At 44.9% G+C, this 20,817-nt stretch carries 15 protein-coding genes; 6 read left to right on the forward strand and 9 right to left on the reverse strand.

Annotated features, from left to right (window positions below; genetic code table 11):
* Positions 1–128: 128 nt before the first annotated feature.
* The 6 genes from AY605_RS14060 to AY605_RS14085 are packed head-to-tail and all read right to left on the reverse strand — an operon-like array spanning position 129 to position 9,595.
* Complete coding sequence (locus tag AY605_RS14060) at positions 129–1,865, reverse strand: ABC transporter ATP-binding protein (RefSeq protein WP_064096999.1); 1,737 nt, start codon at positions 1,863–1,865, stop codon at positions 129–131.
* A gap of 10 nt (positions 1,866–1,875) precedes the next feature.
* Positions 1,876–3,027, reverse strand: coding sequence for an ABC transporter permease (locus AY605_RS14065; protein WP_064097000.1), 1,152 nt, complete (start codon positions 3,025–3,027; stop codon positions 1,876–1,878).
* A 7-nt stretch (positions 3,028–3,034) separates the two neighbouring features.
* Positions 3,035–3,973 (reverse strand): ABC transporter permease, encoded by a 939-nt coding sequence (locus AY605_RS14070; RefSeq protein WP_004279216.1) that lies wholly within the window; start codon positions 3,971–3,973, stop codon positions 3,035–3,037.
* A gap of 12 nt (positions 3,974–3,985) precedes the next feature.
* Complete coding sequence (locus AY605_RS14075; RefSeq protein ID WP_064097001.1) at positions 3,986–5,992, reverse strand: M3 family metallopeptidase; 2,007 nt, start codon at positions 5,990–5,992, stop codon at positions 3,986–3,988.
* Positions 5,993–6,012: 20 nt separating this feature from the next.
* A complete protein-coding gene (locus AY605_RS14080; protein WP_064097002.1) occupies positions 6,013–7,815 on the reverse strand; it encodes an ABC transporter substrate-binding protein in 1,803 nt (600 codons plus the stop codon).
* Between the two features lie 22 nt (positions 7,816–7,837).
* Entirely contained in the window at positions 7,838–9,595 is a 1,758-nt protein-coding gene (locus AY605_RS14085) for an ABC transporter substrate-binding protein (protein ID WP_064097003.1), read from the reverse strand.
* 739 nt (positions 9,596–10,334) lie between these two features.
* Here AY605_RS14085 and AY605_RS14090 point away from each other — a divergent pair.
* The 5 genes from AY605_RS14090 (at position 10,335) to AY605_RS14110 (ending at position 15,674) form a co-directional block, all read left to right on the forward strand.
* A complete protein-coding gene (locus tag AY605_RS14090) occupies positions 10,335–13,001 on the forward strand; it encodes a TonB-dependent receptor (RefSeq protein ID WP_064097004.1) in 2,667 nt (888 codons plus the stop codon).
* 149 nt (positions 13,002–13,150) lie between these two features.
* Positions 13,151–13,855: an energy transducer TonB gene (locus AY605_RS14095; protein WP_064097005.1), complete on the forward strand. Its 705-nt coding sequence runs from the start codon at positions 13,151–13,153 to the stop codon at positions 13,853–13,855.
* A gap of 36 nt (positions 13,856–13,891) precedes the next feature.
* Complete coding sequence (locus AY605_RS14100; protein WP_171254984.1) at positions 13,892–14,791, forward strand: MotA/TolQ/ExbB proton channel family protein; 900 nt, start codon at positions 13,892–13,894, stop codon at positions 14,789–14,791.
* A 16-nt stretch (positions 14,792–14,807) separates the two neighbouring features.
* Positions 14,808–15,233 (forward strand): ExbD/TolR family protein, encoded by a 426-nt coding sequence (locus AY605_RS14105; protein WP_064097007.1) that lies wholly within the window; start codon positions 14,808–14,810, stop codon positions 15,231–15,233.
* A gap of 21 nt (positions 15,234–15,254) precedes the next feature.
* Positions 15,255–15,674, forward strand: coding sequence for an ExbD/TolR family protein (locus tag AY605_RS14110; protein WP_064097008.1), 420 nt, complete (start codon positions 15,255–15,257; stop codon positions 15,672–15,674).
* 53 nt (positions 15,675–15,727) lie between these two features.
* On the opposite strand, the gene ftn is transcribed toward AY605_RS14110, so the two are convergent.
* A complete protein-coding gene (gene ftn, locus AY605_RS14115; RefSeq protein WP_064097009.1) occupies positions 15,728–16,192 on the reverse strand; it encodes a heteropolymeric bacterioferritin subunit Ftn in 465 nt (154 codons plus the stop codon).
* A 337-nt stretch (positions 16,193–16,529) separates the two neighbouring features.
* On the opposite strand from ftn, the gene AY605_RS14120 reads away from it, so the two are divergent.
* Entirely contained in the window at positions 16,530–17,597 is a 1,068-nt protein-coding gene (locus AY605_RS14120) for an SDR family oxidoreductase (protein WP_064097010.1), read from the forward strand.
* A gap of 77 nt (positions 17,598–17,674) precedes the next feature.
* Here the strand turns inward: AY605_RS14120 and ligA are convergent, their stop codons facing one another.
* Positions 17,675–19,714: an NAD-dependent DNA ligase LigA gene (ligA, locus tag AY605_RS14125; RefSeq protein ID WP_064097011.1), complete on the reverse strand. Its 2,040-nt coding sequence runs from the start codon at positions 19,712–19,714 to the stop codon at positions 17,675–17,677.
* Between the two features lie 115 nt (positions 19,715–19,829).
* A complete protein-coding gene (locus AY605_RS14130; RefSeq protein WP_064097012.1) occupies positions 19,830–20,816 on the reverse strand; it encodes a cell division protein ZipA C-terminal FtsZ-binding domain-containing protein in 987 nt (328 codons plus the stop codon).
* Position 20,817 lies beyond the last annotated feature (1 nt).

Genomic DNA, 20,817 nt, shown 5'->3' on the forward strand with positions numbered 1-20,817 from the left:
TCGTGAAGAGCGTGATGAAAATGCGCCGTGTCGTCCATATGGCGTCAACAAAGGCTTTAAAAAGTTTTAATAATTAAGATAAATAAAAAAAGTCAGGCACATTGCCTGACTTTTTTATGTCTTATGCATCAGGCACTTTGTGGAATCCCTTGCGGGATAGCCCCGAGTAAACGCTTGGTATATTCATGCTGTGGTGATTGATACAGTTCATCTGAATTGGCGATTTCTACCAGCTCCCCATGATTCATCACCATGATCTGATCAGAAATATATTTCACTACCGATAAATCATGCGAAATAAAGATATAGCTCAGACCAAATTCATCCTGTAAATCTTGCAGTAAATTCAGCACTTGCGCCTGTACTGATACATCCAGCGCCGAGACCGATTCATCACAGATTAAAATCTCAGGTTTTAAAGTCAGACAACGTGCAATTGCAATCCGCTGGCGTTGACCCCCGGAAAACTCATGCGGATAACGATAAAAAGCCTGTGCAGGCAAGCTGACCCGCTCCAACAGGTCTAAAGCCATTTGTTTGCGTTCGGCATCATCCTGACCAATCTTGTGAATCTGCATCGGTTCCATCAGGATTTGTCCAACAGTAAAACGTGGATTCAGCGAAGCATAGGGATTCTGGAAAATGATCTGGATTTTACGTTGATACTGGGTAAACTCCTGTTCCGACATGTCCAGAATGTCCCGACCCTGAAACAGTGCCTTACCACCCGTAGCCTGTTGCAGACGCATCAGCAATAAACCGATGGTAGTTTTACCTGAACCGGATTCCCCGACCAGCCCCAAGGTCTTGCCTTTGGCTAGCTGGAAAGAAACCCCTTTTACTGCCTGAAATTCATCTTTGCCAAACAGTCCTTTACGACTATAAAAAGATTTTTTCAGATCCCGTACATCCAGAATAATTTCCTCTCCGCCCTTTAGTCCACGTGAACGTTGCGGAAGCTGAGTATTCAGACGGATATCTTCCAGCCAGGTTGAGCCATCCTGTTTCATAAAATCGCTGATCATCGGCAAACGTAACGGACGTTGCGATAATTGTGGACGGCAGTGTAACAAGGCTTTGGTATACATGTCCTGAGGCCGGTCCAGCACCTCCCGAACCGGACCCTGTTCACGGATTTCCCCATGCCGCATCACAATCACCTGATCAGCAATTTCACCAACCAATGCCAGATCATGGGTAATAAACAGCATCGACATCTGGCGACGTTGCCGCAGCGATTCCAGCAAGTCCAGAATCTGCTTTTGAATAGTCACATCCAGAGCTGTGGTCGGTTCATCTGCAATCAACAGTTTAGGTTCACAGGCAATGGCCATGGCAATCATGACCCGTTGTTGCTGTCCACCGGAAAGCTGCCCCGGATAGGCATCAATTTTAGTTTCTGGCGCAGGGATCCCTACTTCTTTGAGCAGCTCCAGAGTACGTTGCCGCGCCTGTTTTTTATTCATGCCCAAATGTAGTTGCAGGATTTCTGCAATCTGCATGCCTACCGTAAATACCGGATTTAGCGAAGACATTGGCTCCTGAAAAATCATGGCAATGTCTTTGCCGCACATCTGGCGCATTTCTCGTGTTTTAAGCTTGAGCAGGTTTTTCCCTTCAAAGATGATCTGGCTATCTTCTGAAATACGTGCGCTTTCTGCCGGAAGCAGGCCCATAGTAGCGAGAGAAGTAACCGATTTGCCACTCCCCGATTCACCTACCAGTGCAACCGTGGTATTGGCCGGAATCTCGAAAGAAACCCCTTTTACGGTCTCAATATATTCTTTATTTTCACCTTTAAAACTGACTCGCAGATTTTCTACGCGAAGTAGCGCAGGTACTGTGCTTGGATTGATTTCAGACATCGTTGCGCTCCTATTTCAGTTTTGGATCTAATGCATCACGGAGTGCATCGGTAAACATCGAGAAAGCAGTCACCAATACCGCCATGGCGATTGAGGCTGCCGCCAGTTGCCACCATTTACCCAAAATCAGCTCGCTTTGCGCTTCGTTTAGCATACTGCCCCATGACACTACCCCGATAGGCACACCGAAACCAAGAAAGCTCAAAATGACTTCGGACTTGATAAATGCCACCACCAGAATAGACATCTGTACCAGAGCAATATGGCTGACATTGGGAAAAATATGGACAAACATACGACGCATATTACTCACGCCAATCGCCTTGGCAGCCAGCACATATTCACGTGCCGTATGTTTCATGTATTCGGCACGAACCAAACGGAAAACCCCGGTCCAGCCAGTCAGACCTAAAATCAGGATAATTGATAAAATACCTTTCTGCTGTAACACTGCGGCAATCGCCAAAACCAGCAACAGATAGGGAATCGAAGTAAAGATATTATAAAACCAGTTTAGGACATCATCGACCCAACCACCAAAGTAACCTGCTATTGCACCCAGTGCAGTCCCAATCAGTACAGCGACAAAGGCTGCAATCAGTCCAACCAGAATCGAGGTTTCAGCCCCCTTAATGGTTTTCTGTAAAACATCCTGCCCCCATTTATCGGCGCCGAAGACCAGACTTTGCTTGAGTTCCCCACTTTCATCCATCAGCTGGCCGCCGAGCTCCTGATTAATGGCCTTCATGTCTTCTGCCAGCGGATCGACCACTCCATAATAATCGATGCCTGCACCAGCACCCTGCTCAGCAGCAATTTCAGCATTCAATTCAGCAATGACATCTTTTAAGGGATCAACTGGATTGACCGGTAGAGGCACAGATTCTGCGCTCTGCTCTGTATCAGATGCAACCGGAACTGGCGCTGCATTGATAAAACTCGGCGGTGCATAGCTGACCGCCACTTCTTTATTCCAGTCTTTGGCAATCAGGCCGCTCATTGACAGCACCAGCAACAGCAGATAAAACAGCACCACATACAGGGAAAACATGGCAATCCGGTCACGTTTCAAACGGCGCATAGCCAGTTGCCATAAGCCTGTTGAAGCCGACTCAGGTGCTGCTTCAGCCGCTTGTTCTTTTTTAAATATCGCACTCAGCATAATTCACCTACTTCAACTGTACACGCGGATCGACCCATTTATAGATCAGATCGGCAATCAGGTTGAATATCATGGTCGCAGCAGCGACATAGACCGTAATGGCTTTAATCACAGGAAAATCGGAACGTTCTACCGCAATAATAACTTCACGGCCAATTCCCGGAATACCAAAAAAACGCTCAATCAGGAAAGCACCGATCAGCAGTGCGGGAAGTCCTGCCATCACATCGGTAATAATCGGAATGGAGGCATTGCGCAGGACATGCACGCCCATGATACGGTTTTCACCTAGGCCTTTGGCACGCGCAGTACGTACATAGTCCTGATTGACTTCATCCAGTACAAAACTACGGTATAGACGTAGTGTTGGTGCAATACTCACCACCAACATAATCAGCACAGGTAGCAAGGCATATTTGAAAAGGTTGTCAGCGAAATTATCGCTCCAGCCCTGTACCGGGAACCAGCTCAGTTCATAGGCTAGGAAATACTGGAACACGATGATGTACACCAGAATACTGATCGACATACCGATCGTACATAGCATCATGATCATGCGATCAGTCAAAGAACCACGAACCGAAGCCACACCCAAAGCCAGAATGATAGAAATAATAGTTTGCAGAATGGTCAGTGGAATCAGAATGGTTAGTGAGGGTCCCAAACGGGTGGTGATAATCTGTGCCACCGATTCCCCGGTACTCCAGCTCACCCCATAATCAAAGGTTAAAATCTGCTTGATAAAGATCCAGAGTTGTACGTAATACGGTTGATCCACACCCAGTTGCTGACGGATGTTCTCAATCTGTTCCGCATTGGCCATTTTACCGGCCAGAATATAGGCAGGGTCTCCACCTACCCAGTTAAACAGCAGGAATATCAGCAAAATCACCCCGAGCATGGTCGGGATCATTTGCCAAAGCCGTCGAATAATATATGCCAGCATCGCTTGCCTTCCTTAATTTTTTCCAGAGATTTCATTAAAGAAAGCTTTGCTGTCCGGATCACGACCCAAGAAGTCTTTCACCATTTGCTCGCCATGCTTTTGACCACCTTGAGCCAAGACCGTATTGCGATAATGTGCACCGACTTTCTTGTCCATCAGCTGATCACCAAAGGAGGAAAGCATATCCAGGGCAATGACCTCAGACCACATATAGCTGTAGTAACCTGCCTGATAGCCGCCCATCAGATGCCCGAATTGTCCCGGGAACTGCTGACCGTTGACATAACCCAAGGCGGTTTTACCTTCCATATCCTGCCAGAGTTTTAAAGGCTCAATGTTTTTTGCATCTTTACCATGCAAGGCCATATCATATTGGGCATATAAAGCCTGACGGGCATAATGCAGGCCTCGACCGTAATTCTTCACATTCTTTAAGCGCTCGGTCATGGCAGCATCCACCCGAGGACATGCCGGCTCACAGTAATCCGCTACTTTTGACAAGGTTTCCAGACGGCGTGCCCACTCTTCATACATCTGTGACGGCGCTTCTACAAAGTCACGCTCTACCGAGGTACCAGACTGTTCTGTATAGCGGGTTTTCGATAGAATCCCGTGCAAGGCATGCCCCATTTCATGCACAAAGGTTTCCAGTTCGTTGCTATTCAAGCCCTTACGGTTAAAATTGGTTACCAGTACCGATACCGGACGACGCTGATTCAGGGTACTGCCGCCATAAGCTCCCCAGACAGCTGCATGCCCATATTTGCCTTCACGCGGGTATTTATCGACATATAATCCGCCCAGGAATTCGCCCGTAGCCTTGTCATGTACCGCATAATATTCCACTTCATCATGCCAAGCCTTGACTTTCACCGGCTTGAACTCAATGCCATAGAGTTCCGAAGAAATAGCGAATAACCATTTTTGCGATGCTTCTGTCGGGAAATAATCCCGCAATTTTTCCTGGTCTACCTTGTATTTGGCCTGACGCAGTTTTTCACTCCAGTAACCCTGATTCCAACGTGTAATTTCTGCTTTCTCTACTGGAACTTTTAAAGTTTCAGCCTTGAACTGGCGTAATTGTTCTACATCCTGCTTTTCTAGAGGTGCAACTTTGGCATAAACCTCATCCAGAAAACCGTTCACTGCTTCCGGAGTTTTGGCCATGCGGAATTCAAGCGCAGAATGGGCATAGCTTTCCTTGTCAAAAAGTTGTGCCATTTCATAACGCAGATCAATGGCTTTTTTCATGAATTGCAGGTTTTGTTCAGTCCCGCGACGCGTGTAAGCGGTCTGGTAGCGTTTGCGTGCTTCATCACTTTCTGCCAGCTCCATAAAAGGCTGGTATTCCGGATAATCAAAGCCAAGCAGATAATTGCCCTTTTCATTTTTCTTTAAATTTGCGATGTAACTTTCTGGCAGACCTTTCATTTCAGCTGGAGTAAATTCAACTTTTTCAGGGTTATCCCGCACATTTTTGGAAAAATCCTGCCCCAGTTTGGTACTTTCTTCAATAATTTCTTTCAGTCGTTTCTGTTTTTCTGCACTGAGTTGTACCCCGGTGTTCTCAAACTGCTCCAGAATATCTTCTAAAAATTTCTGATCAATCGGATCACTGGCTTTCAGTTTCTTGAACTGAGCATACAGTTTAGGATTCTGATACAGGGTGGTCTGGTATTTGCTGATTTTAAGTTCACAGTCATCGGCTGCCTGACGCAATGCAGGATCCGGATCGACATTACTGTACAACCCTACTGCAGCACCGAAATCACGGGCTTTGGCATGCAATTCATCCCATTCAGCCAGATAAGGTCCTGCCTTGGCATTATCTTTAATTTTCTTATTTTCAAATATCTGGATATCTTTTTGCATGGAAGCCAGGCTGGCATCACATAAAGACGGAATTTCTGCAGCCTTGAATAATGGCAGCAGCTGTACTTGGGTATCTGCCGCTACACCTTGATACCCCCCCATTATCATTAAACATAAGGTACTTAATTTTAAAGGCTTTAACTTCATATTCATCTCCATATTTTTTCTTACTTTTTCGTATTAATATCGATATACATCCATTCTGAAGACAGAATCGGATGGGACTTATGTCCGATAATTTGGGGTTGGGTCAAGGCGTTACGGTAGGTGCTATAGAGCATCAGGGTCGGCATATTGACTTCCAGAATCCTGGTCATTTTGCGATAGAGCAGATCACGCTCTGGACCTGGCGGCATGCTCTGGGTTTGCTCGTATAGACGATCAAATTCAGGATGCTTGAAACAGGCATTGTTGGTGACATTGACATTCTTGCCGTAGAACAACTGCATAAAATTGTCAGCGTCTGGATAATCGGCAATCCATGCAGAACTCTTGAACATGGTTTTACATTGCTTTTCCAGCTTGATGCCTTCAGCGAATGGCATGGCCTTACTGGTCAGCTGAATATGGATACTGTCCAGGGTCTTTTTCCAGAATTCACCCTGCTGCTGGCCCCGACTGGTATTCCCAGTAATCAGTTCAATCACCAGAGGTTTACCTTCAGGCGTCTTTCGCCAGCCATCTGCACCGATCTTGTAGTTATAGCGGTCGAGTAACATGTTGGCTGCTTTGACTGAATAGGGAATACTGCTTTTATAGGACGGTGAATAACCTGCTACTCCTGGGGGAATAGGCATGTGCAGTTTTGCTCCATCTCCCTTAAGTAATACATTGATCATGTTTTCTACAGAAAATGCCATTGCCATGGCTCGACGTAAGGCAATTTTTTCTGGCGCGAAACCACCCACGACCGGATTTTGCATATTCCAGTAATGGTAACTAATGGAGGGCTCTAAAATACGTGACAGCTTCACCCCCTGCTGGGCCAGCTCAGGCTTTAATTTATCGCCATCGAGCGCCTGTACGACGATATCGCCCTCAATTTCGAGCAGGTCCAGTTCATTTTTCTTAAATGCCAGCATCCGGGATTGCGCTTCTTCAATAACACGCACATCAATAGTGCCGATTTGAGGCATTTTTTTGCCCTGCATGGCTTTTACAATGGCCTGATCTTCTGCACCACTGGCTTTAAAGTCCCAGACAAAACCACGATAAGCTGGATTTGGTTTTAAGATAATCCGTGAGCCTGGTGTCCAGCGGCTGAGCACGTAAGGACCAGTTCCTACTGGCCTATTCATGACCCAACCCGCCTTGTCTTTATATTTTTCAATCACTTCACGAGCTACTGCAGCGGCAGGCCCATGTGCCAGCAACATCGGAAAGTTCTGATCCGGATTATTCAGCTTTAATACCAAGGTATAGCGGTCTGGGGTCTGAATACCTTCAAACGGATTTTCATAGGCTTTGCCATTCTTTTTGGTTAGGGCCATCCATGCGTCCAGCCCTTTAATTCGGCCATCCAGCAACCAGCTGTTCGGTGAATGCAGCTTTGGGTCCAGTAGACGTTTCAAGCTATAAGCATAGTCATACGAGGTCAGTTCACGTTTTTTACCGCCAAAGACCGGATCATCGGCAAAGTAAATACCCTTTTTGATTTTGATGGTATAAGTCAGGCCATCCGCACTCACTTGAGGCAGACTGACTGCAGTCAATGGCACTAATTTTGCCGGTGAGGCCAGATAATCATAGGTATATAAGGTTTCGAAAATCGCCGAGTTAATCTTGGCCGAATAACGGTCATGGATATAGCCCGGATCAAAACCGGTTTCAGCTGCCAGAAATACTGTTTTTAAAACCTTATTCGGATTGGCAGGATTGCTGGCCCATGTCGATGCACTCCCTGCCATCATCAAACCGGCCACTAACACCCCACTGGCCAGTTTTTTTAAAGTATTTTTATTCACATTCATACTGGTTCTTAATCTTCTCAAGTTATTTTTTAACAGGTTCAATATCCATATATTGCCAAACTGCTCTGGTCACCGGATGGGCTTTAAAGCCCTGTACATGCGGATGAATCAACCAGTTACGTATCCGGGTATTGTGCAGAATCCATGGATTATCGGCCTCCATCTGACGGTTCATCTGCTCATAATATGGCATCCGCTGCTGCGGCGGCAGTTTCATCGCGGTCTGGTACAACGCGTCATAGGCTTTTGAGGTATAGCAACTCAGGTTGCCTTGCTGCGCATTTGGCCCATACAGTAACTGGGCAAAGTTTTCCCCTTCCGGATAATCCGCAATCCAGGCTCCACCCCACATCATATGTTTGCATTGGGTGGCTTCTTTTAAATTGTCAGCAAAATTACTGACCTTGAACTCAATTCGTACCCCGATCGCATCCAGATTCTTTTTCCATAACTCTGCAGAAATCACCGAAGAGCTTGAGCTGGTCGAATTCATTTTTAGTATCAAAGGCTTTCCATCAGGCAAGGTTCGGTAACCATCAGCACCTTTCTTATAGCCAAAGCGGTCAAGCAGTTTATTGGCCAATAATGGGTTATAAGCAATACTGCTTTTATACTTCGGGTCATGTCCACCCACTCCCTCTGGCAAAATCATTTCAGCTTTATCGGCATGACCTTTGTACAACTGCTGGATAGCTTCTTTCTGGTTATAGGACAAGGCGAGAGCACGACGTAAGGCAATTTTTTCCAGTGAATTCCCACCAATTAACGGATCACGCATATTCATGATGGTATAGGTAATTTCCGGTTCTTTATTCGGATAATGCAGGATGCCTTTTTTCTTATATTCGCTTTTCAGCTGCTTATTTTCCAGTGCCTGTTCAGCGCCGCTCGCAGTGAGTTTGTCATAGTCCAGTTGTCCAGACTTTAAAGCCAGCCAGCGAGACTGTTCCTCTTCAATAATACTGATTTTGACCTTACCAATTTGCGGCATCTGCTTGCCTTGCATGGCTTTGACAATACGTTGATCCCATTCGGAACCATCGCCCTTAAAGTTCCAGACAAAACCACGATAATTCGGGTTGGCTGTCAGTTCAATACGGCTACGCGGCACATATTTGTGTAACTGATACGCCCCTGTTCCAACCGGATGCTGACCTGCCCGATGACCATAATGTTCGATCACTTCCCGTGCGGTACCACTAAAAGCCACATAGGCCAGAATATATGGAAAATTTAGGTCGGAACGCGTCAGGGTAATTTGTAAAGTATATTTATCTAGTGCTTTTAAACCGGGAATAGCTGCATCGTAGTTGAACTTGCCGGTTTTTTTAGCCTGCTGGATGACCTGATCTGCCCCAAGGATTTTTCCCTCGATAAAAGAAAAAGATGGAGAATGATTTTTGGGATCCATAATCCTTTGCATAGAGTAGATATAATCACGTGCCACCAGTTCACGCTTCTTGCCCTGAAATGCCGGATCTGGGCTGAAGTAGATTCCCGGCTTGACTTTAAAGGTATAGACTTTTCCATCCTGCTCAACCTTGGGTAAGGATTCGGCGGTATTTGGTACCAGGATTGCCGGCCGCGCCAGATAGTCATAACGTAACAAAGGTTCAAAAATAGCCTCGGCAACGCTACCACTATAAAAATTATAAGTTTTGACCATATCAAAACCATCATCAGGTGCTTCGAAAGCCAGGTTTAAAACCTTATCTGGTTGTGCAGGTGATTTTGCTAAGGTTATTTCCCCGGATACCACTGCCAGCGCTAAAACTGTCATCCTTATAATTGCTGATTTCAAATTCATACCTATTTTTGTTTATTTAAGCTATTTAAACGATTAAGTTTTTTTGAAAGCATCTATCTTTTTTTGATTGGCTGCATGTTTTTTATTTTTCAACACTCAGCCTATCTTATGACTCCAGCGTTTGAAAGCTAATTTCATGCCACTCTAAGTTTCAAGCAGTAATTAAGTTCTTTTTACAGCAAAAAACATATTTTTATTAATTATTTAAAATAATAATGATTTAGAAAATTATTCAGATAAATTCCGAAATATTTATTACATTAATCCTACAATGACTTTCATTATATTGCACAAAAATAATTCACCCGTGAGTCATTTTATAGCACATCTCAACTTTTCAATTTATAACTAAAAAAATAATCCTTTATATTTTAATAACTAAGAGCATGATCAATAATTGATCAATTATTCTCTACAGCCCATTTCATATCTATGTTACAGAATTTTTAAATGTGAACTATTTCACATATTTTCTAAATAACACTTACTAGAAAACAATTAATACTGATTTTCAATATCATTTTTTCTTATATTTTCCAATACAGCCTGTCTGCTTTCCATGACGCACAAGTTCTTTCTTTATAAATCCTTATAAAGTAAACATTTCTCAATATATTCAATATTTTTATAAGAATTACAGCTAAGTTGGCACTTGCTTTGCTTAAAAAGAATACAGCATTATCTTCACACAACAAGAAAGGTGAACTTTACGATGAAAATAAACAAACTAGTCGGATCTATGGGGGCTCCAACAGTTGGCAAAACAATACTCAAGTTAAGTACGCTTACCTTAAGTATGATGTGTTTGTCTTTGGCACATGCAGCCGATGAACCAGAAAACTCCGCTACGCAGCCGACCAAGGTGCAAAAAGTGACAGTAACGGGTTCATCTATTAAAGGGGTAGCTGCACAGAGTGCATCACCAATTACTGTACTTAAAGTTGAAGATCTGGTGAATCAGGGGGTCACCACTGTTGAGGAAGCACTGAATAGGGTCAGCGCCAATCAGGCCGGTTTTGCTGTATCCCAGAATATTGGTAAAAGTAATACTTCAGGCTCTTCTGCCAACCTTCGTGGTATTGGTACCGATAAGACCCTGATTTTATTAAATGGTCGTCGTCTGGCCAACAGTCCTTTCAGTACATCTGAAGTTAACTTAAATATTATTCCACTCGCTATGGTTGAACGTATTGAGGTGCTACGCGATGGTGCTTCTGCCGTGTATGGTGCAGATGCTATTGCCGGGGTAATCAACTTCATTCTCAAGAAAGAATACCAAGGTTTTGGCATATCTGGTGGACTTCAATTACCTGAACACAAGAATGGGGATGAATATGATGTTTCCATCTTCGGTGGCTATGGTGATCTGGACGAGCAAGGATTCAACGTCTATGGGGTAATCGATTATCGTACGTCCGACATGATCATGGCGAAAGACCGCAAAGTCAGCCGCCGCGGCGGTCTGATTCCTGAACTAGGGATGGCGATCGGTTCGACTGCTGGCTTTCCAGCAAATATTTCAAATCCAGGCGTGGGTATAGTTAACCCTTATATCAACCAGAACTGTAATAATGCTCCAAATACGTTTATCTCTGGCACACGCTGCCTGCTGAATACACAGGCATTAATTGGTATTACTCCGGATGAAGAAGCCTTCTCCGCTTTAGCGAAAGGTACCTTAAAACTTACCGATTCATTAAACGCGGTCGCGGAATATGTTTACACTAAAAGCGAAGTGACCACTTCTATTGCACCTGATGTATGGGGTGGTAGCCTGACTATTCCAGACAGCAGCAAATACTATCCTGGTCAAGGAATCACTCCAGATATTCCTGGCTTGACAGGCACATCCTCAATACTTTATTTACGTTCCCAGGCTGGCAACCGTGTATCTAAATCAGAGAATGAATCCAACCGGATCTTTGCTGGAATCGAAGGTGAAGCCTACGGCTGGGACCTCAACGGTGGTGTAACTTATGCCAAAGGCGAAGCGACTGATAATTTCGTCAGCGGTTACTTAAACCAAAGTAGAGTCCAGGCAGCCCTGAATGACGGCACACTCAACCCGTTTGGCCCTCAAGCACCGGAAGATGCCGGAAAATGGTCTACTTTTGATGTCGCAGGTCCGACAAATCAGGCAACGCTAGATTCAACTACCGTGGATTTCACCCTAAGCCGTCCTATCTATGAATTGCCTGCAGGTGAGGTCGGTTTTGCCGTAGGTGGTAGTTACACTACCCAAGACTGGGAAGCCAAAATAAATTCCGATCTTGTCCGTCAGGTGCCAGGCAGTGGTATAGACCCGGACAAACCAATCAGTAAAGGTGATCGCGATATCACTGCAATATTTACTGAATTTCACATACCAATCGTAGCCGGGTTAGAAGCTCAACTTGCTGCACGTTATGATGACTATAGCGACTTTGGCGATTCTTTCAATCCGAAAGCCTCGCTACGTTGGGAGCCGGTAAAAGAGCTCATGTTCCGTACTTCATATAGCACAGGTTTCCGTGCACCGAGCTTATGGGAAATAAACTCTCCGCAAAGCGAAACCTATACCAGTTCACCTTTCAATAACCCGCGTTTCTGTAATGCTGATGGCACACCGAACAACCTTCAGTTTGCCGATCAGTGCGGTATGCAGTTTAAACGTAAACAAGGCGGTAACCCGGACTTACAACCTGAAGAGTCAACTTCTTATACTGCCGGTTTTGTCTACGAGCCAATCAAGAACCTGGTTTTCACAGCCGATTATTACAACATCAAGATTGAAGATCTGGTCGGTACAGTCTCTCCAGATATGATTTTTGATGATCTTGATCGCTATGGCAACCTGATTGTTTATGCACCAGATGGCCGTATCCAGTATTTAAATACGACCTTACAAAATATGGGTGGCCTAAAAACTCAAGGGATCGACCTCAGTCTGAACTATTTAAGTCCAATGACAGCGACTGGCCGTTTTGGTTTCGGAATTGATGGGACTTATGTCATCAAAATGGATTACCAAATAGAACCAGGTGGTGAATGGGAAGATTACGTAGGTATTTATGATGATCCGGCAGTCGTTCGCTGGAAACATATTGCCAATGTGAACTGGACTTATGAAAACTGGAGAATGTTGCTGGAGCAACAATATATCCGTGGATATAAAGATTTTTCAGAAACACGTGATGTAGGTGCATGGATGGTTTACAACTTTGCAGGAACATATAAAGGATTCAAGAACCTTGAATTGACTGCAGGGATCAAGAACATGTTTGATAAAGAACCACCTGCGTCTGATGCAACCAACAATGCACAATATGGCTATGACCCTCGTCATGGTGACCCTACAGGCCGTAGCTACTTCTTACGCGGTACTTATAAATTCTTTTAATTAATCACTTTGCAAACACTGCTGCCAGGCGGTGTTTGCAGTTTTCCCCGTTTAATTTTGGCCAAACAAAAAATAATGCAGCCTGTAACTAAAAATAATTTTCTCATCAGTGCACTATTTCCTGTTTGTCTTAAATTCTAGGAGTCATGATGGGCACAAAGTTTGAAGACTTAGAAAAAAACTCCGCCAAAAAACTGACTGGTATTGGGGTGGTAATTTTATTGCATATTCTGGTGGGCCTGGTGCTGATAGCTGGTATGGCAAAAGAAATAATAAAGCCGTCAGAACAGCCGGTAGAACTGATGATCATTCAGGATATTAAGCCGCCTGAACCTGAACCACCAAAAGAAACACCACCTGAACCACCCAAAATAGTGGAGAAAGTGGCACAAGTGCCTGAAGTGAAACCGGTTGAAAAAGTCGTTCCTGTACAGAAAACACTTCCAACGCCGACTCAACCGACAACTGTTGCAGTACCTACCCCTGTTGCAGCCAGTCCTTCGCCAAGTCCAGTAGCAGCCCCGGCTCCAGTTGTTGCAGCCGCTCCAGCACCAGCTCCCCCTCAGCCTTCTGGAGTCACTCGTGGTGTTTCTGAAGGTGAAGCTGGATGTAAAAATCCTCCCTACCCTCGTCAAGCAGAGATGAGTGGAATTACGGGCGAGGTAGTCATTTCCGTATTTGTTGATGCAACAGGAAACGTTCAAGAAGCAAAAGTAAAACGTTCTAGTGGTGACCGTACCTTAGACCGTGCTGCCTCTAAAGCATTTAGCTTATGTACCTTCAAGCCGGCAATGAAAAATGGCGAGCCACAAGCATCTTGGTATGACATTCCATATGAATTTGTCCTTGACTAACAGATACAACAGATAAAGAAAATAATCAGGAGATCCATGATGAAAAAATCACTAAAACCTTTAAAAAACATGACTGCTGCCGGCGTAATTGCCATCAGTACTTTATTGCCTTTACAAGCAGTTTTTGCAGAACAGTCTGCTACACCCAATACCAGTGCTGTCACTGAAACAGCGGTAACAACACCAGCAACAGCGGCTACACCGACCCCGCCGCCATTATCAGCTGAAGCTAAGGATGAAAAGGCTGGATATAATCCTTATGGTCTGGAAGCCATGTGGAAAGAAGGTGATATTGTTTCGAAAATTACCCTGTTCATTCTATTGATTATGTCGATTGGTACCTGGTACATCATGATCAGCAAATGCCTGCAACAAGGCAAGATTCGCAAGCAAGCCAAGGAAGCTGAACACCAGTTCTGGGAATCGTCTTCTCTGGATAACGCAGCCCAAAACCTCAATGAAGCCAGCGTTTACCGCTTTATTGCGGAAAAAGGTATCAAGTCGACCCAAAATCATGGTGGTAATTTACTTGAACGTATTGATTTCAATACCTGGGTTACCATTTCGATTTCCCGTGCAATCGACAAAATCCAGAACCATCTGAGTGGTGGCCTGGCCTTCCTTGCCACAGTCGGTTCTACTGCACCCTTTGTTGGCCTGTTTGGTACGGTTTGGGGTATCTACCACGCGCTTACCGCGATTGGTGTTTCTGGTCAGGCTTCGATTGATAAAGTAGCAGGTCCAGTGGGTGAAGCACTGATCATGACTGCAATCGGTCTGGCCGTCGCTGTACCGGCAGTACTGGGCTACAACTGGTTGACTCGCCGTAATAAAGCGGTCATGGAAGAAGTGCGTACTTTTGGTTCTGATTTACACGCAGTATTACTCAGCGGTGAAATTACAACCAATAATCCTGTTAATCGTGACGTGAAATAAGAGTGAGGCATCAGCCATGGGAATGATGGTCAATTCAAACGACAGCGATGATGAGGTAATTGGAACCATTAATACCACCCCTTTGGTTGATATTATGCTGGTTCTGCTCATTATCTTCCTGATTACTGTACCGGTTGCCATTCATACCGTACCTGTCGATCTACCCGAAGAAAGAAATGTACCGTATGAAACCAAACCGGAAAACATCCAGCTGGCAGTCAACAAAACAGGTGATATTTTCTGGAACGAAATCTATATCGCAGATAAATCAGTTTTACTGACCCGTTTACAGGCAGAAGCCCAGAAACGTCCGCAGCCTGAAGTGCATATCCGTGGTGATCAGATAACGCCTTATGAGGCAATTGATCAGGTGATCAGCACGACCCAGCAAGCGGGTATTGGCAAAATTGCTTTTGTCACCACTCCGCCCGCTACACCTTAAGCACAAAGAGGGATTAAGTTTATGGGTATGAATGTTGGTTCAAATCAAGATGATGATGTGATGCTAGATGTCAACATGACACCACTGATTGATGTCATGCTGGTCTTGTTGATTATGTTTATCATCACAATTCCTTTACCAAACAACTCGATTAATATTGACCTGCCAAATGGCACACCGCCTGTAACCGAAGAAAAACCGCCTGAGCTGGTGGAATTACGTCTGGATGCACAAGGTAAGATTTTCTGGAATGATCAACCAGTAGAGAATACCCAGGCTCTGGAAAACTTATTCAAGACAGTAGCGCAAAAAGCGGATCAGGATCAGATTAAAATCAAGGCAGATCGTGCGACAGAATATAAGCATATCGCCATGGTCATGGCGGCAGCTCAACGGCTGGAAGTCAAAAAAATCGGGATCGTGAGTAATAATAATTCTTAAGTCATCAGTCATAAAAAACCCAGCATCTGCTGGGTTTTTTATGACTCTGTATTTTACATTTGTGACTGAATATAATTTTGCAGACCAATCAGCTCGATCAAGCGTAACTGTTTTTCTAACCAGTAGGTATGATCTTCTTCAGTATCCGACATTTGCTGGCGCAGCATGTCACGGGTTACATAATCACCCTGCTCTTCGCAAAGTTTTACCCCTTGAGCCAGTTTTTCACGCACATGATATTCAAGCTTGAGGTCAGCTTTCAGACAAGTCACAACATCTGCACCCACTTCAATATCATCTCGCTGCATATTCGGCGTACCTTCCAGGAACAGGACACGACGGATCAGGGCATCTGCATGCTGTGCTTCTTCCTGCATTTCATGATCGATGCGTTCAAAGATTTTAGTCAGACCCCAATCTTCATACATACGAGAGTGAATCAGGTATTGGTCACGAGCAGCCAGTTCGCCACCGATCAGCATATTTAAATAATCTACGACTTCTGGATTACCGCGCATTTGAATTACTCCCTGCTTTTATTTTGCTATTATGGAGAAAAGATTTTTGATTTGCAAAATTAAAATGATTGTAAATATATGATTTTTATATAATTAAAATGAGAAGCACTTGCATTTACGCTCTCTGTTAGGCCAAATCCCATTTATAAAACAAGGTGTTGCATTTTTTGTACCCGCTTTATTCAGATGAACAGGCTGGAATATTCAAACGTTTATTTTTGTAAATATTAATAAGCACTTATCTTGTTACTTATTTTTTGTCTTGGACTCACCTGTTTGGTCTGGTTCGTGCATAATTGTGACGACGATGCGAAGTTAAAACAACAATGGTTAAAATATGACATTACAACACAGTACAGCACCTGTTCTGGTGACCGGTGCATCTGGCTATATTGCCAGCTGGGTGATCCAGAAACTTCTGACACAAGGTTATACCGTACATGCCACGGTACGTGATCTAAACAAAAGCCAGAGTTATACGCATTTGGAACAAATTGCTGACAGCAGTCCGGGCACACTTAAACTGTTTGAAGCCAATCTGCTCAAGCCGGGTTCTTTTGATGCAGCCATGCAAGGCTGTGAGATTGTCTTTCATATGGCTTCGCCTTTTGTGGTGACCAATTATAAAGATGCGCTCAAGGATATTATTGAACCTGCGATTTTAGGCACACAAAATGTGCTCAACAGCGTCAATAAAACCGAATCGGTCCAACGTGTGATCGTGACGTCAAGTATTGCTTCAACTTATGGTGATGCAATTGATATTTTGCAAACCGAGCACACCAGCTTTGATGAATCACACTGGAATACCACCAGTTCAGAAACCCATCAGCCTTATCCATACTCCAAGGTTATGGCAGAACGTAAAGCCTGGGAAATGGCTGAAGCACAGGATCGCTGGGATCTGGTCTGTATCAATCCTGCACTGGTTTTTGGGCAATCCTTAACGCCAAATACCCAGTCTGGCAGCGTAGAAGTCCTGCAACAGTTTGCCAACGGCATGACCCTGCTTGGCGTTCCACCGATGTGGAATGGCGTGGTCGATGTTCAGGATGTCGCTGAAGCACATATCCGTGCTGCGTTTAACCCACAAGCGCACGGTCGCTATATTGTCTGTAGTGAGACTTTAAGCCTGCTGGAAATGGGTAAAATCCTGCGTAAAGCGTTTGGTCCTAAATTCCCGTTCCCGCGTAATCAACTGCCGAAAACAGCCTTCAAGCTGTTTGGTCCTGTGGCAGGCTTTAGTCGCAAGTTTGTCGAATTAAATATGGGCTATCCAATTTTCTTTAATGCACAAAAAAGCAAGGATGAGCTCGGCATCGAATACCGCCCTGTGAATGAAAGTCTGGTCGAACATTTCCAGCAGCTGCTGGATGATGGTCTGGTCAAAAAATATATTCCTTAATTTTTTCTTCCATTCATAAAAAAGCCACCTTCTGGTGGCTTTTTTATGAACTAAAAGTCTAAGAGATCTTGGAAAAATCAGCCCTCAAGCTGGCCATAGTTCTGCATCAAGGCAATAAATTGTTGTTCATTGATTACCGGTACGCCAAGCTTTTCTGCTTTGTCCAGTTTTGAGCCGGCTTTTTCACCTGCAACTACACATTTGGTCTTGCTAGACACACTCCCGCTAACACGGGCACCTAATGCCTGTAATAATTGAGTCGCTTCATCACGTCCCATCGAACTTAAAGTGCCAGTCACGACCCAGCTTTCACCATTCAGTGGCTGGCGCGTGGGTGCAATTGGTGCATCCCAGTGAATGCCTGCTGCCAGCAAACGGTCCAGAACTTCCAGATTATGTGGGGCCTGGAAGAAATCCACAATCCACTCAGCAGTAATATCACCGACATCCGGGGTTTTCTTTAATGCTTCAATATCAGCATCGCGTAATGCTTCCAAAGTCTGGAAAGTATTGGCCAGCATACGTGCCGTAGTTTCTCCCACGCCACGAATACCGAGTGCATAGATGAAAGCTGCCAGTGTGGTTTTCTTGCTGTTCTCGATAGAATCAATTAAATTCTGGACCGATTTCTCCCCCATTTTTTCGATCTGGAGTAACTGCTCACGGTGTTCATGCAGATGGTAAATATCTGATACATCTTTTAGAAGATTTAGATGTAGCAGTGACTCTACCCAGCGATCACCCAGCCCTTCGATATCCATGGCCTTACGCGACACAAAGTGACGAATGGTTTCGATCCGCTGTGCAGCACAATAGAGTTCGCCAGAACAGCGAGCCAATGCTTCACCTTCCGGCATCACCACTGGTGAATCACATACTGGACAATTGGCCGGTAAATGCACTTCTACGGCATCGACTGGGCGGAATTCCGGCCAGACCTTTTCGACTTTAGGAATCACATCACCACTGCGGTATACGCTGACTGTATCCCCGATTCTTACGTCTAAACGGTGAATTTCACCGATATTATGCAAGGTCACATTGGAAACCGTAACGCCACCGACTGCAACCGGATTCAGGCGTGCTACAGGGGTCAGAGTCCCGGTACGGCCTACCTGCCAGTCAATATTTTCCACTGTGGTCAGTGCAGCCACTGCAGGGAATTTATAGGCAGTGGCCCAGCGTGGTTCCCGGCTCAGAAAACCTAGTTTTTGTTGCTGTTTCAGATCATTGACCTTGATCACCATGCCATCAATTTCAACGCTCAGCTTTGGACGTTTCTCCATGACCTGCTCGTAAACCTGCTGCACTTCTTCAATACTGCTACAGACAAAATGGCACTCACCTACAGTAAAGCCAAATTGTTGTAGCCATTCCAGACTGCCCGACATGGTGCTTTGACCATGAGGTGGTACGCACTGGGCAATGCCATACGCATAAAATGCCAATGGTCGTGAAGCAGCAATATTCGGATCTAGCTGACGTAAACTGCCTGCAGCAGCATTACGCGGATTGGCAAAGGTTTTTTCGCCCTTGGCGGCATTGGCAGCATTCAGACGTTCAAATCCAGACTTGGGCATCAGTACTTCGCCGCGTACCTCCAGAAGCTCTGGAATAATTCCATTGACTGGAGGCAGGAATTTTGGCAGGTTACGGATCGTTTTGACATTCTGGGTAATATCTTCACCCGTTTCGCCATCACCACGCGTGACACCGCGCACCAGTACGCCATGTTCATACCAGAGTGAAATCGCCAGGCCATCAAATTTCAGCTCAACATCATATTCAATTTTTTGATTTGGCAAACGTTCTTCAATACGGCGGGCAAAAGCCAGCAGATCTTCCTGATTGAACACATTCCCTAAAGACAGCATCGGCACGGCATGCGTGACAGTTACAAATTTTGCAAGTGCCTGCCCCCCCACCTTGATAGTGGGTGTATCGGGTTGCTGCAAGTGTGGATATTGTTCTTCTAGGGCTTTGAGCTGATGAAAGAGCTGATCATATTCACTGTCTTCAATGCTCGGCTGATCCATCACATAATAAGCATGATTATGCTTGGCAAGCAGTTGAATCAATTGACGCATTTGCGCAATCACAGTGGCATCTTGGGTCATAATTTCACCATAAAAAAGGGCGGAAAATCCGCCCTGTAGAATATTCAGCTTTTGGCTATTATAAAAATTGCAGTCTACAGATTCAACTTGGAGATTGAACAAAGCAATCTTCGAGTCAGGTGGCCTGTCCCGGGCGATAATCAATCGCTTGATGGCGCCAGAATTCACGTAATTGCGGCGTGAATTCCTGTTGGTTCTGATCGTAGACCAGACCATCCACTTCACGAGCAATTAACCGCGAAATACTGTCCATGGTATCAAAAGCATTTTGTACATCACTATGCGGTAAAGCCAGGAAGAATGCCAGACCTTTGACTTCCTGAGTCGACAGGGTTTCCAGATCAAAGCCTTCCATACCTGTATCAGTCATTTGCAGTACCGAAAACAGCAGTTTTGAACCATCTTCACTATAACGGTGAAAACAGGCCAGCTCGCCATAACGCAGACCATATTTCAGTAGAACTTTCAAAGTTTTATCACCTGAAAGCACACGACCTTGCGGATAGATATGCAAAGAAATAATGGTTTCAGCACTGGATAATGCACTTTCTTCATCCACTATTTTTTGCTCATGCAGATGTGCATCCAGAATACTGCTTTCATCATTAAATTCAGAAATTTCAGCTTTTTCAATATTGCTGTTCAGACTGAATTCGGCAGCTTTATCTTTATTTTCGGCGTGATTGTTTTCCTGTTCTGTTTCAGCCAGCTTTTGCTCTACTGCTGTGTCGGCTACTTCTGTCGCGACCGACGTTGCCACCACTTTAGCCTCTGTCACATCGCTCGACTGGGCAGCTACAGGAGTTTCGACTGCTTTTGGCTCAACCGGAGTTGATTCAGCCTTGCGAAAAGCAGATGGCTTTTCAGGAGCCGGTTCATTTGCACTCAGGCTTGGCTCTATGCGTTGTGTTGAATCTGCGTCCTGCTTTGCCAGTTGCGATCGTACATGCCGAGGAATGACAGGGGTCTGGCTATCCGGGTCGATATGCAGGCTGGCATCCAGGGAAGGAGCTGCCTCGACAGGTTTTTTGAGCAACATTCTGATGCCCAACAGCATGATGATAATTGCAATAACAATCCCGATAATGGTGGTGATTTCCATA

It is taken from the genome of Acinetobacter sp. SFD, from assembly GCF_001647575.1.
GTDB lineage: Bacteria > Pseudomonadota > Gammaproteobacteria > Pseudomonadales > Moraxellaceae > Acinetobacter > Acinetobacter pecorum.

What these genes read in the sequence shown, in the direction of transcription:
- AY605_RS14085 (WP_064097003.1), bottom strand. Translation starts at nt 9,595, where the DNA reads ATGACAGTTTTAGCGCTGGCAGTGGTATCCGGGGAAATAACCTTAGCA.
- ligA (WP_064097011.1), bottom strand. Translation starts at nt 19,714, where the DNA reads ATGACCCAAGATGCCACTGTGATTGCGCAAATGCGTCAATTGATTCAA.
- AY605_RS14105 (WP_064097007.1), top strand. Translation starts at nt 14,808, where the DNA reads ATGGGAATGATGGTCAATTCAAACGACAGCGATGATGAGGTAATTGGA.
- AY605_RS14130 (WP_064097012.1), bottom strand. Translation starts at nt 20,816, where the DNA reads ATGGAAATCACCACCATTATCGGGATTGTTATTGCAATTATCATCATG.
- AY605_RS14100 (WP_171254984.1), top strand. Translation starts at nt 13,892, where the DNA reads ATGATGAAAAAATCACTAAAACCTTTAAAAAACATGACTGCTGCCGGC.
- ftn (WP_064097009.1), bottom strand. Translation starts at nt 16,192, where the DNA reads ATGCGCGGTAATCCAGAAGTCGTAGATTATTTAAATATGCTGATCGGT.
- AY605_RS14080 (WP_064097002.1), bottom strand. Translation starts at nt 7,815, where the DNA reads ATGAATGTGAATAAAAATACTTTAAAAAAACTGGCCAGTGGGGTGTTA.
- AY605_RS14070 (WP_004279216.1), bottom strand. Translation starts at nt 3,973, where the DNA reads ATGCTGGCATATATTATTCGACGGCTTTGGCAAATGATCCCGACCATG.
- AY605_RS14065 (WP_064097000.1), bottom strand. Translation starts at nt 3,027, where the DNA reads ATGCTGAGTGCGATATTTAAAAAAGAACAAGCGGCTGAAGCAGCACCT.
- AY605_RS14095 (WP_064097005.1), top strand. Translation starts at nt 13,151, where the DNA reads ATGGGCACAAAGTTTGAAGACTTAGAAAAAAACTCCGCCAAAAAACTG.
- AY605_RS14060 (WP_064096999.1), bottom strand. Translation starts at nt 1,865, where the DNA reads ATGTCTGAAATCAATCCAAGCACAGTACCTGCGCTACTTCGCGTAGAA.
- AY605_RS14090 (WP_064097004.1), top strand. Translation starts at nt 10,335, where the DNA reads ATGAAAATAAACAAACTAGTCGGATCTATGGGGGCTCCAACAGTTGGC.
- AY605_RS14075 (WP_064097001.1), bottom strand. Translation starts at nt 5,992, where the DNA reads ATGAAGTTAAAGCCTTTAAAATTAAGTACCTTATGTTTAATGATAATG.
- AY605_RS14110 (WP_064097008.1), top strand. Translation starts at nt 15,255, where the DNA reads ATGGGTATGAATGTTGGTTCAAATCAAGATGATGATGTGATGCTAGAT.
- AY605_RS14120 (WP_064097010.1), top strand. Translation starts at nt 16,530, where the DNA reads ATGACATTACAACACAGTACAGCACCTGTTCTGGTGACCGGTGCATCT.